A 14,932-nucleotide genomic window follows, 5' to 3' on the forward strand; every position below is an offset into this window, starting at 1 on the left:
TATCAGATCGCGTCGATGGTCGCCGCAGCGTTCGGACGGGCATCGAGTGTAATACCCAAGTCCTCACGCGCATTGAAGTCTTCGTCCTGCTCGCGCAGGTCAATGACGTTGCCGGCCGCGTCGAGGGCTTCGACGTTCAGGCACAGCGAGCGCATTTCCTGGATGAGGACTCGGAAGGACTCGGGGATGCCGGGCTCGGGGATGTCCTCGCCCTTGACGATGGCCTCGTACACCTTGACGCGGCCGGTGGTGTCGTCGGACTTGATGGTCAGCAGCTCCTGGAGGGCGTAGGCGGCGCCGTAAGCTTCCAGGGCCCACACCTCCATTTCGCCGAAGCGCTGGCCGCCGAACTGGGCCTTACCGCCCAGCGGCTGCTGCGTGATCATCGAGTACGGGCCCGTCGAGCGGGCGTGGATCTTGTCGTCGACCAGGTGGTGGAGCTTGAGCATGTAGGTGTAGCCCACCGAGATCGGGTACGGGAACGGCTCGCCGGAGCGGCCGTCGAAGAGGCGCGCCTTGCCCTCGTGGTTGGTGAGGACCTCGCCGTCGCGGGTCGGGTTCACGTTGCGCAGCAGGCCCGCGAGTTCGTCGGCCTCGAGGCCGTCGAAGACGGGGGTGGCGACGCGCGTGCCGGGGGCGACCGTGATGCCGTCGGCGGGCAGGTGTGCCGTCCACTCTTCGCCGGCCTCGACGGCGGCCGAGGCGTCCCAGCCCTGGTGGGCGAGCCACCCGAGGTGGTACTCGAGCACCTGGCCGACGTTCATTCGGCCGGGGACGCCCAGCGGGTTGAGGATGATGTCGACGGGCGTGCCGTCGGCGAGGAACGGCATATCCTCGACCGGGAGGATCTTGGACACGACGCCCTTGTTGCCGTGGCGGCCGGCCATCTTGTCGCCGATCGTGATCTTGCGTCGCTGAGCGACGTAGACGCGCACGGTCTGGCGGACGCCGGGGTTGAGGTCGTCTTCGTCGTCGTTGAATTCACGGACGCCGATGACGATGCCTTCTTCGCCGTGGGGGACGCGCAGGGAGGTGTCGCGCACCTCGCGGGCCTTCTCGCCGAAGATGGCGCGCAGCAGGCGCTCTTCGGAGGTCAGCTCGGTCTCGCCCTTGGGGGTGACCTTGCCGACGAGGATGTCGCCGGCGGTGACCTCGGCGCCGATGCGGATGATGCCGCGCTCGTCCAGGTCGGAGAGGGATTCCTCGGAGACGTTGGGGATATCGCGGGTGATCTCTTCCTCACCGAGCTTGGTCTCGCGGGCGTCGACCTCGTATTCCTCGATGTGGATCGAGGTCAGGATGTCCTCTTCCACGACGCGGCGGCTCAGGATGATGGCGTCCTCGTAGTTGAGGCCTTCCCACGACATGTAGGCGACGAGGAGGTTCTTGCCGAGCGCGACCTCGCCGTTGGAGGTGGCGGGGCCGTCGGCCAGGACGTCGCCGACCTCGACGCGGTCGCCCTCGTCCACGATAACGCGCTGGTTGGTGCAGTTACCGGGGTTGGAGCGCTCGAACTTTTCGAGGCGGTAGGAGTCGCGGCCGCCCTCGTCCGTGGAGACGACGATCAGGTCCGCGGATACCTCGGAGACGACGCCGGAGTGCGCGGCGAGGATCATTTCGCCGGAGTCGTGCGCGGCGCGCAGCTCCATGCCGGTGCCGACCAGCGGGGCTTCCGTGGTGAGCAGCGGCACGGCCTGACGCTGCATGTTCGCGCCCATGAGGGCTCGGTTAGCGTCGTCGTGCTCGAGGAAGGGAATGAACGCCGCGGCGACGGACACCATCTGGCGTGCGGAGACGTCCATGTAGTCGACGCGATCGCGGGCGATCAGGGTCGGGTCCTCGCCGGCGACACGGCACAGGACGTCGTGCTCGGCGAAGGAACCGTCGGCCTCGAGGGGCGACGAGGCCTGGGCGATGAAGTGGCCCTTCTCGTCGTCCGCGGTGAGGTAGCGGATTTCGTCGGTGACCTTACCGTCCTTGACGACGCGGTAGGGCGTCTCAATGAAGCCGAAGGGGTTGATGCGCGCGAAGGTCGCGAGCGAGCCGATGAGGCCGATGTTCGGGCCTTCAGGGGACTCGATCGGGCACATGCGGCCGTAGTGCGAGGGGTGGACGTCTCGGACTTCCATGCCAGCGCGGTCACGGGACAGACCGCCGGGGCCCAGGGCCGACAGGCGGCGCTTGTGGGTCAGGCCGGCCAGCGGGTTGTTCTGGTCCATGAACTGCGAGAGCTGGGAGGTTCCGAAGAACTCCTTGATCGCGGCCACGACGGGGCGGATGTTGATCAGCGTCTGGGGCGTGATCGAGTCCGTCTCCTGGGTGGTCATGCGCTCGCGCACGGTGCGCTCCATGCGCGCCAGGCCGGTGCGGACCTGGCCCTGGATGAGCTCGCCGACGGCGCGGATGCGACGGTTGGCGAAGTTGTCGATGTCGTCGACCTCGACGCGGACCTCGACGGGCTCGCCATTGCGCGTGCCGGCGAAGGTCTTGTCGCCCTGGTGGAGGGCGAGGAGGTACTTGACGGTGGCGACGATGTCCTCGAGGGAGAGGGTCGAGGCCTTGGGGTCGGCTTCGATGGCCAGCTTCTTGTTGATCTTGTAGCGGCCGACCTTGGCCAGGTCGTAGCGACGAGGGTCGAAGTAGAAGTTGTTGAGCAGCGTCTGGGCGGCGTCGACGTTCGCGGGCTCGCCGGGGCGCAGCTTGCGGTAGATGTCGAGCAGGGCTTCTTCCTGCGTGCCGACGGTGTCCTTCTCGAGGGTTTCGAGCAGGACCGGGTACGCGGCGAAGGTGTCGCGGATCTCGGACTCGGTCATGCCGATGGCCTTGAGGAAGTGGGTGACCGACTGCTTACGCTTGCGGTCGATGCGCACGCCGACGGCGTCGCGCTTGTCGATCTCGAATTCGAGCCACGCGCCGCGTGAGGGGATGATCTTCGCGCCGAAGGTTTCCTTGTCGGTCGAGCGGTCCGAGAGCTTCTCGAAGTACACGCCGGGGGAACGCACGAGCTGGGAGACGACGACGCGCTCGGTGCCGTTGATAATGAAGGTACCGCGGGGGGTCATGAGCGGGAAGTCGCCCATGAACACGGTCTGGGACTTGATTTCGCCGGTTTCGTAGTTCATGAACTCGGCGGTCACGTACATGGGTGCGGAGTACGTGTAGTCCTTCGCCTTGGCTTCCTCCATGGAGTACTTGGGGGATTCGAGGCGGTGGTCGTGGAACGACAGGCTCATGGTGCCTGCGACGTCCTCAATGGGGGAAATCTCATGGAAGATTTCTTCGAGGCCGGAGACGTCGGGGACGTCATGTCGGCCGGATGCCTGAGCGGCTTCGACGCGGGCCTTCCACGCGTCATTGCCCAGCAGCCAGTCGAAGCTTTCGACCTGCAGGCCCAGCAGATTGGGGGCCTGGAGGGGTTCACGGAGCTTCGCGAACGAGATGCGGTGGCTGGGCTGTTTGGCGGTGCTGTTGGCAGCCAAAGGGGGTCCTTCCCTGCTGTTACGGTGCGCACGCTTCCTTATCACCCATTATCTGACGCGTCCTGGTCCGTCAAGCGCCTGTTACGACGGCTGGATACGGGTCACCTCGGGCATGATAAGGCGCAAATACTCAGGTTACCGTGAGTCGCGTCGCGAGTCAAGGGTCCGTGTGATATGTGCAGGGTCTCACGGGAACGAGGCCGTGGCCGGCTGGTCCGTCAGGCGCGACGAGCCTGTCAATTTTTCTGTGTATGGGGGTTAGAGGTAGGGGGTGATTCGGTCGGGGTAGGCGGTGGTGAGTTGGGCGAGGGCTTGTTTCCAGTTGGTGGTGGTGTGTCCTTCGATGAGGCGGGTGTGTCCTGTTCGTTTGTTGGGGGGTTTGCCAGCGTCTGTGAGGCGCTGGGCGGCTCGTTTGTCTTCGATGTTGCAGATGGCGAGCCACAAGAGTTTGACGGCGGCTTCTTCGCTGGGGAAATGCCCGCGGTTCTTGGTGATTTTGCGTAGCTGGTAGTTCAAGGACTCGATAGCGTTGGTGGTGTACACGACGCGGCGCAGCATGGGCGGGAACGCCAAGAACGGCGTGAAGCGCTGCCAGGCGCGCTGCCAGGTGGCAACCGTTTGGGGGTAGCGCGCTCCCAGGTCGCTGGCCGCGAAGTCCTCCAGCGCCCCTCGGGCGGTTTCCTCGTTGGGCGCGCTGTACACGGCCTTGAGAGCCGCGGCGACGCTCTTGCGGTCCTTGTAGGACACGAAACGCATGGAGGCGCGGATTAAGTGAACGACGCAGGTTTGGACCATGGACTGGGGCCAGGTCGCTTCGATGGCTTCAGGCAGGCCAGTAAGTCCGTCGCAGCACACGATCAGGACATCGCGTAGGCCTCGGTTGGCCAGCTCGGCGCACACGTGGGCCCAAAAGGAGGCGCCTTCATCGGCTTGGACCCAGATGCCCAGCACGTGCTTGACCCCCTCCATGTCCACTCCGACCGCCAGGTGAGCGGCCCGGTTCTCCACCCTGTGATCGCATCGGACTTTGATGCGGATCGCATCCAGGTAGATCACCGGGTAGAACGCTTCTAAGGGGCGGTGCTGCCACTCCAAGACGGCCTCGCACACCGCGTCAGTGATCGTAGAAATCGTCCCAGCGCCCACCTCCACGCCCAGGGTGGAGGCCAGGTGATGGCGGATATCGCGTACCGTCATCCCCCCGGCATACAAGCTGATAATCATCGAATCCAAACCATCAAGGCGCCGCTGTCCTTTACGCACCAGGCGCGGGGTGAACGAGCCCGCCCGGTCCCGGGGAACCTCGATCTCGAAGGCTCCCACCTCCGACATCACGGTCTTCTTCGTCGTGCCGTTCCTCGTGTTCGAGCGCGCCTGCCCACTGGCCTGGCCCTTCTCATACCCCAAGTGCTCGGTCAGCTCCGCGGCCAACCCGCGCTCCAACGCCTCCTTAAGCAACGCCGGCAACAAGCCCTCGCTACCCGTCATCTCGACCTCGCCAGCATCAAGACGCTCAAACAACGCATCCAACGCCCCCGAGCGACGAAGCTCCTCCACCGTCTCACGCCCACTAGCGCGAGCCACAACAACATCATCATCATTCATCATGCATCAATCCTTTCAAACAAAAGACGGATACACAGACAATTAAACACGCCCGGCGCGACGGCGGCGGCTCCCAGGCTGGGTTGGTGGTGCCCCAAGTCGGGCTTGAACCGACGACCCACATCTGAGCAGCTTGCCCGTGCCACAGCACCTGCGACGTGCGTGGACCATTACATCGACAGATGACGACAGATACCACCGACATACGCGACAGACCCAATGAGCGGTTCGTAGTTAAATGACAATACCCAGACAGACACCCAGCCACCACTACAACCACGAGGCACACCAGACGAAACTCGGTACACAGGTTTGCATTCTATGTTTTACGATGACGTACGTGGAGCATCTGGCAGCTCAGGTCAATGTGCGCTCCACACATGGTCAGGGTGTTACTAGGTACACCAAGACAGTTTGATACGCTCACAAAACGGATAGACACACATCTCTTGCAGTCGAGAGGAGACACTATGAATGTTCGTTATACAACCGCCATCCATCAGTCCTTCGCGTCCCAGATGAGAGGATTCCGGCAATGAGCAATGGACCTATCACAACACGTTTCGAGGAGCGAGTTAATAAGGAACTAGCACGCCTTGGGATTGACGGCTCTTCAGAGTTGAGTGTGGGTGGAGGCGTCTAGGCCTCCTGCGATGAGGAGCATTCGGAGTTGGTAGTTGGTGGGGTTGCGGTAGCCTCTGGCGGTGCGTCTGCCTAGTTCGATGATTCCGTTGATTGCTTCAGTCGGGCCGTTGCTGGCTCCGCCGGTATCGAAGTAGGCCAAGAAGGCATCCTTCCACGTGCGTAGGGTCCGACCCAGGCGAGCGATTTCGGGGATGGGACACCTTGGTAGGCGCTCAATAAGGCGTGTGGCCAGGTGTCGGCCTTGGGCGGGTGTGGCTTGGTGGAAGACCTCGCGGACTTGCTGGGTGAGCAGGTAGGCGACTTCAACACTGATATGCGCCTCATCTGCCACGAAGGCCTCACGGAGTCGTTCCTTTTGACGCTTCGTGAGCCGATCACGCGAGGCACGCAAAAGATTGCGGATCTGATAGAGGGGATCCCCCTTGCGTCCGCGGTGACCCAGGGTGTCTTGCTGGACGCGGCGGCGTACCTCATCGAGAGCGTCGCCAGCGAGCTTGACGATATGGAAGGCGTCCAGCACGCTGGTTGCGTCTTGGAGCTGGTCATCGATGGCGTTCTTATATCCCTGGAAGGGATCCAGCGTCGCGATTCGCACTCCCGTGCGGAAGTCTTCGCCGCGCTCGGCCAGCCAGTTCTTGTACACGGTGCCAGACCTTCCCGGGACCAGGTCCAACAAGCGGGCCGTGGGATGATCCTCCCCTCGCGTCAGGTCCACGATGCCGGTGAGCTCACGGGGGCCCCGTCGGCGTCGGTCCTGGTGATGCCATACGTGCTCGTCAACCCCCAATACCTGCACCCCTGCGAAGCGGGCGGGGTCCTCAGATGCGGCTTGCAGACGCGGCTTGATATGGGACCACACGGTGTTCCACGTGGTTCCTAACTGGCGGGCCAGGCCAGCGATAGTGGCTCCCTCGAAGCGCAACTGTCGGATCGCCCAGCGGATCGCCCGCACACCCAGACGCGCCCGAGGTGCGCACATCGAGTGGTTCTGCTCGCTAAAGGTCGCGATCTGGCAGGTGGTTTCGCGGCATATCCAGCGTCGCTTAAACCACCGGATCCGTACTGGAACCCCTGCCCAGGGCGCGTCGATCACCTCCACCACCACACGCCCGTGACCTTGAGCAATCACCCCACAACCCGGGCACCCCGCCAGCTGGTTGCACGACTCAACATCGAGCACCAGAGCATCTGGGGTGCGAGCCACGCTCATCAGATGGAAGCCCTCCAAACCGACGAGCAGATCACACCGATCACAACGATCAAGCGACACAGAGCAGCAGCAGGTAGGGTGAGACATTGTCGAGGTCCTTTGAAGATCGCGGGGGTTGAAGTCCGCTCATCATCAAGGACCTCGACCTCTACCCGCAACCCCCGACCAACACCCGGTCACCCACACTCAACTCGGAAGAGCCGGATTGACGGCGATGTTCAGGCCTTCTTAGCACGGCTCGTTCGCGCATTCATCGACACTATCGGTGAGCTGGAAGCAAGCCGAGAACTAACTCCTACGGTTCAGGCACTTCGAGAAACGATTGAAATTATCGACGATATTGATACGACCGCGACCATTGATAACAGCGACGGCGGTGCGCTTGGTGCCATCTATGCACGGTACGTGAACGCGCGCGACATCCCGAGTTGCTGGATAGCCGGTGTCGAGACCACCCAACACATCCTCATCAATGTTGCTGATCAACTTGGTGCCACCAGCGGCTCCCAACGCAGACTCCGGGTAGTCATCACGCCCGATCTTTCTATCTGTCACGATGATGTCGTGATCGGCTACGTTACGGGTAGGAGCGCCGAGACTTTCGCAGACCTTACCGCTGACGGCCCCATCCAAACACTCGCCACTCTCATCTACGCGCGCAGCAAAGATCTGTGGTGCGTCAAACTCGGAGAGATCAGCTAGAGAACCAATGCGTACGAGCTGCCACTATTGGCAGTTCACGTCGACATCGAGCCCGCCGACCTCATGCCCACCCCCGACGGGAACGGCGGCTGGATCCCGGCGCCTTTCAAACCTGCCAGGCGGCGAGATGCTGATGCATTGGTGCCCCAAGTCGGGCTTGAACCGACGACCCACGGATTATGAGTCCGCTGCTCTGACCGACTGAGCTATTGGGGCGCTGCCATCCTACCGGATGACGTTCGTATCGCTCCACCCGCCACCCCGGAACAATCTGTTGCCCACCCGGAGCGACACTGGACCTTGGTCGCATCTACACTTGTTTTACCAGGTCACAACCATGGAAAAATAAGGAGGCGACATGAACGTCGCAGAACAGATCGTCGGGCAGCTCGTCGATGCGGGCGTCCACCGCATCTACGGCATCGTCGGCGATTCCCTCAACCCCATCGTCGACGCCGTGCGCAAGACCGGCGGCTCCCAGAAGGGCGGCATCGACTGGATTCACGTGCGCCACGAGGAGGCGGCGGCGTTCGCGGCATCGGCGGAAGCTCAGCTGACTGGCAAGCTCGCCGTGTGCGCGGGCTCGTGCGGCCCTGGCAACCTTCACCTCATCAACGGCCTGTACGACGCGAACCGCACGGGCGCGCCCGTCCTGGCCATTGCCTCGCACATCCCGAGCGTCCAGATCGGCTCCACCTACTTCCAGGAGACCCACCCGGACCGCGTCTTCGAGGAGTGCTCGGTGTACAACGAGCTCATCTCCTCGGCCGCGCAGTCCCCGCGCACCGTGAACTCCGCGATCCGCCACGCGGTCGGCCTGGGAGGCGTCGCCGTCATCACGCTGCCCGGAGACATCACCGACCTCAAGGCCGTCGAGCACGTTCCCACCTACGCGCCCGCACGCCCGGCGACGCTGACCCCGAACCCGGCGGACATCGACGAGGCGGCGGCGCTCCTCAACAAGGCGGACAAGGTCGCGATCTTCGCGGGTGCGGGTGTCGAAGGCGCCCACGACGAGGTCATTGCGCTGGCTGACGCCCTGAAGGCCCCGATCGGCCACACGCTGCGCGGCAAGCACTTCATCCAGTACGACAACCCCTTCGACGTGGGCATGACGGGCCTGCTGGGCTACGGCGCGGCCGCGGAGGGCATGAACGACGCCGACGTGCTGATCCTGCTGGGCACCGACTTCCCCTATGACCAGTTCCTGCCCTCCACCCCCACGATTCAGGTCGATACGCACGCTGAGAAGCTGGGTCGTCGCACCGACGTCGGCCTCGCGATCCACGCGCAGGTCAAGCCCTTCATCGAGGCCCTGCTCCCCCACCTGCGCGCCGGCCGCTCGGATTCCTTCCTGAAAGCCAAGATCAAGAAGCACTCGGAGATCATGCACGCTCCCGTGGGCGCATACACGCGCAACGTGGAGAAGATGCGTCCGATCCACCCCGAGTACGCTGCCCACCTCCTCAACGAGACGGCCGCGAAGGACGCGATTTTCACCGCGGACACGGGCATGTGCAACGTGTGGACCGCCCGCTACATTGATCCGCTCGGCACCCGCCGCCTGATCGGTTCGCTGCTGCACGGGTCGATGGCCAACGCCCTGCCGATGGCCCTGGGCGCCCAGGTCGCCTACCCGGGTCGCCAGGTTGTGTCCGTGTCGGGCGACGGCGGCCTGTCCATGCTGCTCGGCGAGCTCATCACCGCGAAGATGTACGACCTGCCGGTCAAGGTGGTCGTCTTCAACAACTCGACGCTGGGCATGGTGAAGCTGGAGATGCTGGTCAACGGCATTCCGGACTTCCAGACGGACGTCCCCGATACGAATTACGCGGAGATCGCCCGCGCAATTGGTTTCCACGCGGAGCGCGTCGAGGACGCATCGCGCCTGGAGGGCGCCTACCGCGAGGCGTTCGCGGCGCCCGGCCCGGCCCTCGTCGAGGTCATCACGGACCCGAACGCCCTCTCGCTCCCGCCGGCCATCACGGGCGGCCAGGTCGTCGGTTTCGCGACCGCGATGAGCAAGATCGTCCTCAACCGCGGCATCGCTGAGGCTTTCTCGATGGCAACCTCCAACATGCGCAACATCCCGCGCCTGTAGGTCTCGCTCGGGAGGCTCTCCGGGGACGAGGCCGGGGCTGGGTTATTGCACGACCTAGCCCCGACCTCGTTTTTCATGACCCAACCCACATTTGTCAACATCCTCTTTTCTAAAATACTGGTTTTTACCCTCTCAAATTGAGATTGACAAGCGTAGAACTTGTACCGCATTGCGCCGCACCGCAACTTGACACCTAATTTTGCGTGCATTTTCCCTCTAATCTGTGAAGCGTTCTATCGCTCTCGTCACACAGGAGGAAGTGCCATGCACGCGCTCGCAGCAATGGCTAGCGCGGCCGGTGCGGTCGACCTCGACACTTTTCCCGCTTGGCTGAGGATCACCCACTTCATCAACTTCGTGATGATGGGTTTCCTCATCCGCTCCGGCTGGGAGGTCCTCGCATCGCACCCGCGTCTGTACTGGAACAATCACTGCACACCCGGATCCGAGTGGCTCAAGTTCACCAAGGACAAGGTCTCGACCGTCCCCGGCGAGTTCACGGCGCGCGATGACCAGCGCAACCTGCACCCGCTGATCTCCCTGCCCGGACGCGGACAGATCGGCCTGGGCCGAGCGTGGCACGCGCTCGTCACGGCCATCTGGCTCGTCAACGGCCTCGTGTACGTCACTCTCCTCTTTGGGACGGGCCAGTGGCGTCGCATCGTCCCAACCTCGTGGTCCATCTTCCCCGAGGCCTGGGAGAGCGCAAAAATCTACATGGGCCTGCAGATCCCCTCCATCGAGCACTTCCAGCCCTATGACGCCCTCCAGAAGCTCATGTACTTCACGGTCGTCTTCATTGTCGCGCCCCTCATGATCGCGACCGGCCCCATCATGTCCCCCACGTTCGCGGGACGCTTCCCGAAGTACGTCAGGCTCTTCCGCAACCGTCAGACGGCGCGCTCTATCCACTTCCTCGGCATGGCGTTCTACTGCGTCTTCGTCGTCATTCACGTCGCGCTGGTGTTCATCGTCCACCCGAAGTACAACATCGCACACATGATGCTTGGCGAAAACTACAACGACATCACGGCGGCACAATTCGCTCAGGCCGTCACCATGCTGATCATCGGCATCGTCGTCGCCATCACCCTGTGGATCGGCGCCTCCTACTGGTCGCTGTCGAATATGCGCCGCGCGCAGCGCTGGGTGTGGGGTGCCACGCAGCCCATTCGCGCGCTCACGATCGACCGCTTGAAGTCGCGTCAGGTAGCGAAGAAGACCTTCACCGAGGCTGATATTTCCCCGTTCCACTGGGTCAACACGCGCCCGCCGACAAAGGAACAGTCCGAGGAGTACATCGCCCTGCGCGAGGACGACTTCAAGGACTTCCGCCTCGAGATTGGCGGCCTCGTCGAGGAGGAGAAGTCATTCTCCATCGATGAGCTGAAGGCCCTGGGTAAGGTCACGAACATCACGATGCACACCTGCATGCAGGGATGGACGGGCATCGCGAAGTGGGAGGGCATCCGCCTCAAGGACCTCCTCGAGCAGGTCACTCCCACGGAGGGCGCGCACTACCTGATGGCGACCTCCTTCGGACACGTCGGGCACACCTACGACGGGCGCCCCACCGAGCCCTACTACGAGTGCATCGACCCGTCGATGATTGACGACAACGAGTGCATCCTCGCCTGGGGCATGAACGACGAGCCTCTGCCCGAGGTCTACGGCGGACCACTGCGGCTGCGCGCCGATTCCCAGCACGGCTACAAGATGGTCAAGTGGGTGCGTCGCCTCGAGTGGATCCACGACTACCACGAGGTGGGCGATGGCCAGGGCGGTTCACGAGAGGATTCGGGCCTGCAGCACTACGACGCCCGCGCCTGATCCACCGCCTTCGAGCGTTGCCGCGCCTCCTTCCTCGTCCCCACGCATGCGCATGCGGGTTCGAGGAGGGAGGCGCGGTCTCTGTCTGGCAGTCTCTGCGCCCGAGCGCACGGAGGGCCGCGCAGTCTATGCGTACCGGCGGGCGATTCTCACCGCGTCGGTCACGTAGGAGCGCCCGAAGATGGCGCAGTGGATCATGATGATGTGCGCCTGGTGCAGGGCGATGCGTTCGCGCCAGCCGTCCTCCAGGGGCGAGGCCTCGTCATAGGCGGCGAGGATCCGCTCGTAGTGGGGGCAGCCGAAGACGGCGAGGGCCGCGAGGTCTTCCTCGGCGTGCCCACCCTGCGCGGCGGGGTCGATAAGGACGGCGCCGCCCGGGGTCCACATGATGTTGCCGCTCCACAGGTCCCCGTGGGTGCGGGCGGCGCCGATGTTGTTGTGGCGGTTTTTCGCGTCTTCTACGAGGCGCGGCTGGCCGTGGTCGAGTGCGCCCGATTCGAGGCGTTCGCAGAGCTTGTCGATGAGCGTTCGTTCGGCGGCCGTGAAGGTACGGTCATCGGCGTAGGGGGCGATGCGCTCGCGCGCGTAGAAGCTGCCCCAGGACTCGCGAGGGGACGAGGCCGGGGTTGCCTCGTCGGGGTTCGCGCGGTTCGCACGGTTCGCGCGGTTCGCGCGGTTCGCGCCACCCTCTTCGCCGCGAGCGCTCGGGCGACTCGGCAGGGACAGGGGTGCCTCGCCCATCCAGCCGTCGCCCGCGTACCCGTCGGGGGCGGCGCCTAAGTGCCTGGCTCCGGCCGCGTGCGTGTGGGCGAGGGCGCGGCCGAACTCTTCGGCCGCCCTTGGGGTTGGGGACACGGAGACCAGGCGGGGCTCCTCGAGCCATGTCGCGCCGTGATCGAGAACGGGCACGATGGCTGCGCCGGGGTCTGAGGCCTCGGCGAGCCACGCAAGGCCCGCGACCTCGTAGGCGATCCGCCCGCGGCGGCCGTCCGACTTCCTCATCGTGTCCATGGGCGCTCCCCCGTTGCCTTCCCGCGGCCCGCGCGAGGGGCCGCCACTGCACTCCCCCATGCTATCGCCCACCTCGCCACCCGCCCGCCGCGCCGCATCCTCTCGGGGTGCCCAGGCCTCGTCCCCCTTGGACACATACCGAGCAAACATCGATATACTGCCTGTAGAAGCACAGTCCGACACGACGAGGATGTAGGCCTCCATGACCCTCACGACGACACAGAAGTCCATTCAAGAGCTGCTGCACGGCGACCGCCAGTACCAGATTCCTGACTTCCAGCGCCCCTACGTGTGGGAGGAGCAGCAGGCGGAAACCCTCGTGAATGATCTGCTTGGCGCGTGGCGCACGAACGACGGGGACTACTTCCTGGGGTCGATCGTCCTCGTGCAGCACCCCAGCGGCGACGACGTCGACATCATCGACGGACAGCAGCGCCTCACCACCCTGTGCATTCTCGTGTCTCTGCTGCGTCACCTGGAGGAGGATTCCGCGCTGCGCGGAGAACTCGGCGAATTGCTCCTCATTCCGCAGTCGCGCATCAAAGGCTTGGACGAGCGGCCGCGCCTGAGCGTGCGCGAATGCGACCGCGAGTTTTTCGACACGTTCATCATCGGCGACAACATCGACTCCCTGCTCGACGTCGACGGCGATAGTCTCACCCGCCCCTCGGTGCGGCGCATCGTCGCCAACGCGCGCGCCATGCTCGACGTGCTGGGCAATCCCGACACGCTCGCGCCCGGAGAGATCAGCGACTTTATCCGCTACCTGACCCTGCACGTGTCCCTCATCGAGGTGTCAACCGATTCCTACCAGGCGGCGCACCGCATTTTCTCCGTCCTTAACACGCGCGGCGTTCCCCTGTCGGCCGCCGACATTTTCAAGGCGCGCGTCCTGTCCCGCGTGGAGCCCGACGCCCGGGCCCGCTACGCGGCCCTGTGGGAGCAGTGCATCGACTCGCTGGGCACGGAGAACCCAGACGCGTTCTTCGGGCACCTGCTCACGCTCACGCTGCGCGCCCCCGCCAAACGGGCCCTCATCGACTCGTTCGACGAGCAGGTCCTCACTCCGTTCTTCACCTCCAGGAGCGGCGAGGAGTTCATCGACGAGGTCTTGGTTCCTTCCGCTCGCGCGTACACGCTGGCGACGCTGGAGCCTCTGGTGGGGCACCACGCGGCCACGCCGCTTGAGCTGTTGCGCCTGTATGACTCCTCGGATTGGAAGCCAGCGGCGATGAGCGTGTTGCGCGCGGGGCGCGGCGACGAGGAAACCGTGTCGCTGCTGTTCCTCCTTGAGCGCGTCTACGGCACGGCTGTTGCCGCGCGCCTCAGCCCCTCGTCGCGCACAGCGATTATCACCCAGTTCATTGCGGCTTTCGAGGACGGCGAGCCCCTCAACGCCGCCTGCTCCGTGCCGGACAGCGTCCGCCACCGGGCCGCCGAGACGATCTCGAGGCCCCTGCCGCAGTCCTCCATCCGCAAGGTCCTCCTCTACCACGCGATGGTCGCCGAGCATGGGTCCTTCCCGACGCGCCTGCCGCGCTCCATGGGCGTCCTGTGCGGGCTTCCGGCCAGCCACATTCGCGGCGTCGACGAGGACATCGACCTGCGCGCGTGGAACAAGCGACTGGGGAGCTTCATCCTGTCCACCATCAAGTCGCGCACCGTCAACCAGGCGCCCGACTGGGACACGGTGGCGCGCGCCGCCCGCCACGTGATGACGCTCGGCGACTTCGCGGTCGGCTCGCTGCCCTGCGCCGGGGGCGAGATTCACGCCGCCGACCTGGAGGAGCGCCAGCAGCACCTGACCCAGCTGATCTTGGACTACTGGGACATTCGGCGAGATTCCGATGGCGTGGACCTGTCTGTCCTGTCCAGCGCCGAGCTTGAGGCCGCCGTCGATAAGCGGTCTGCTGCCCGCGGCCGCCAGGTGCGCCTGGCCGACGTCGTCGCGACCGGCATCATCTCCCCCGGTGACACGTTCACGTGGCGGCGCCGCAACCTCGGCAACGTCTACGTCGTGACCATTTCCCCTCAGGGCACCATCGTCCTGCCCGACGGCCAGGAAGTGTCCTCCCCGTCGGCGGCCGTCGCTGCCCTGACCGGCACCAGCAGCGCCGCCGCCCTCGACGTGTTCGTGCGCGAGTCCGACGGCAAGAAGCTGCGCGACCTGTGGGATAGCTACAGGAGCCGATTCGGGGCGTAAGTTGTGACAGAAGGGGCCGCCCGCGCGCTCGCCGCGGCGGCCCCTGCGTCTACGTGTGCCAGAAGCCACGTCAATACAGGTGCAAGCGGCACACACGCCCGCTTGCACGTGGGCCCCTCGCTGTGCACGTTAACCCGACATCTCGC

The 14,932-nt window shown here is 64.5% G+C and carries 8 protein-coding genes and 1 tRNA gene; 4 read left to right on the forward strand and 5 right to left on the reverse strand.

Features of this window, described 5'->3' with window-relative positions:
• Positions 1-2 precede the first annotated feature (2 nt).
• The 3 genes from rpoB to QU663_RS08720 form a co-directional block, all read right to left on the reverse strand.
• Positions 3-3,479 carry a DNA-directed RNA polymerase subunit beta gene (gene rpoB, locus QU663_RS08710; RefSeq protein WP_021611699.1) on the reverse strand — a complete coding sequence of 1,159 codons (3,477 nt, stop codon included), beginning with the start codon at positions 3,477-3,479 and terminating at the stop codon, positions 3-5.
• A 258-nt stretch (positions 3,480-3,737) separates the two neighbouring features.
• Positions 3,738-5,087 carry an IS256 family transposase gene (locus QU663_RS08715; protein ID WP_304990554.1) on the reverse strand — a complete coding sequence of 450 codons (1,350 nt, stop codon included), beginning with the start codon at positions 5,085-5,087 and terminating at the stop codon, positions 3,738-3,740.
• A gap of 610 nt (positions 5,088-5,697) precedes the next feature.
• A complete protein-coding gene (locus tag QU663_RS08720) occupies positions 5,698-7,026 on the reverse strand; it encodes an ISL3 family transposase (protein ID WP_304990531.1) in 1,329 nt (442 codons plus the stop codon).
• Between QU663_RS08720 and QU663_RS08725 the strand changes: the two genes are divergently transcribed.
• Positions 6,943-7,641, forward strand: coding sequence for a hypothetical protein (locus QU663_RS08725; protein ID WP_304990709.1), 699 nt, complete (start codon positions 6,943-6,945; stop codon positions 7,639-7,641). The genes QU663_RS08720 and QU663_RS08725 overlap by 84 nt on opposite strands.
• Before the next feature lie 139 nt (positions 7,642-7,780).
• On the opposite strand, the gene QU663_RS08730 is transcribed toward QU663_RS08725, so the two are convergent.
• A tRNA-Ile gene (locus tag QU663_RS08730) sits at positions 7,781-7,857 on the reverse strand.
• A 142-nt stretch (positions 7,858-7,999) separates the two neighbouring features.
• Between QU663_RS08730 and QU663_RS08735 the strand changes: the two genes are divergently transcribed.
• A complete protein-coding gene (locus tag QU663_RS08735) occupies positions 8,000-9,742 on the forward strand; it encodes a pyruvate dehydrogenase (RefSeq protein WP_021611121.1) in 1,743 nt (580 codons plus the stop codon).
• A gap of 264 nt (positions 9,743-10,006) precedes the next feature.
• The gene (locus QU663_RS08740; RefSeq protein ID WP_021611122.1) at positions 10,007-11,572 is read left to right on the forward strand and encodes a molybdopterin-dependent oxidoreductase; all 1,566 of its coding nucleotides are present in this window, start codon (positions 10,007-10,009) and stop codon (positions 11,570-11,572) included.
• A 126-nt stretch (positions 11,573-11,698) separates the two neighbouring features.
• Here the strand turns inward: QU663_RS08740 and QU663_RS08745 are convergent, their stop codons facing one another.
• On the reverse strand, positions 11,699-12,583 hold the full coding sequence (locus QU663_RS08745; protein ID WP_034480516.1) for a fructosamine kinase family protein: 885 nt from the start codon (positions 12,581-12,583) through the stop codon (positions 11,699-11,701).
• Positions 12,584-12,785: 202 nt separating this feature from the next.
• Between QU663_RS08745 and QU663_RS08750 the strand changes: the two genes are divergently transcribed.
• On the forward strand, positions 12,786-14,786 hold the full coding sequence (locus QU663_RS08750) for a DUF262 domain-containing protein (protein ID WP_021611124.1): 2,001 nt from the start codon (positions 12,786-12,788) through the stop codon (positions 14,784-14,786).
• The last annotated feature ends 146 nt before the right edge of the window (positions 14,787-14,932 follow it).

Origin of the sequence: Schaalia sp. HMT-172, assembly GCF_030644365.1 — a bacterium.
Lineage (GTDB): Bacteria > Actinomycetota > Actinomycetes > Actinomycetales > Actinomycetaceae > Pauljensenia.

Excerpts from the sequence above, each read along its gene's own strand:
- QU663_RS08745 (WP_034480516.1), bottom strand. The coding sequence starts at position 12,583 with ATGGACACGATGAGGAAGTCGGACGGCCGCCGCGGGCGGATCGCCTAC.
- QU663_RS08735 (WP_021611121.1), top strand. The coding sequence starts at position 8,000 with ATGAACGTCGCAGAACAGATCGTCGGGCAGCTCGTCGATGCGGGCGTC.
- QU663_RS08720 (WP_304990531.1), bottom strand. The coding sequence starts at position 7,026 with ATGTCTCACCCTACCTGCTGCTGCTCTGTGTCGCTTGATCGTTGTGAT.
- QU663_RS08740 (WP_021611122.1), top strand. The coding sequence starts at position 10,007 with ATGCACGCGCTCGCAGCAATGGCTAGCGCGGCCGGTGCGGTCGACCTC.
- QU663_RS08715 (WP_304990554.1), bottom strand. The coding sequence starts at position 5,087 with ATGATGAATGATGATGATGTTGTTGTGGCTCGCGCTAGTGGGCGTGAG.
- QU663_RS08750 (WP_021611124.1), top strand. The coding sequence starts at position 12,786 with ATGACCCTCACGACGACACAGAAGTCCATTCAAGAGCTGCTGCACGGC.
- QU663_RS08725 (WP_304990709.1), top strand. The coding sequence starts at position 6,943 with ATGGAAGCCCTCCAAACCGACGAGCAGATCACACCGATCACAACGATC.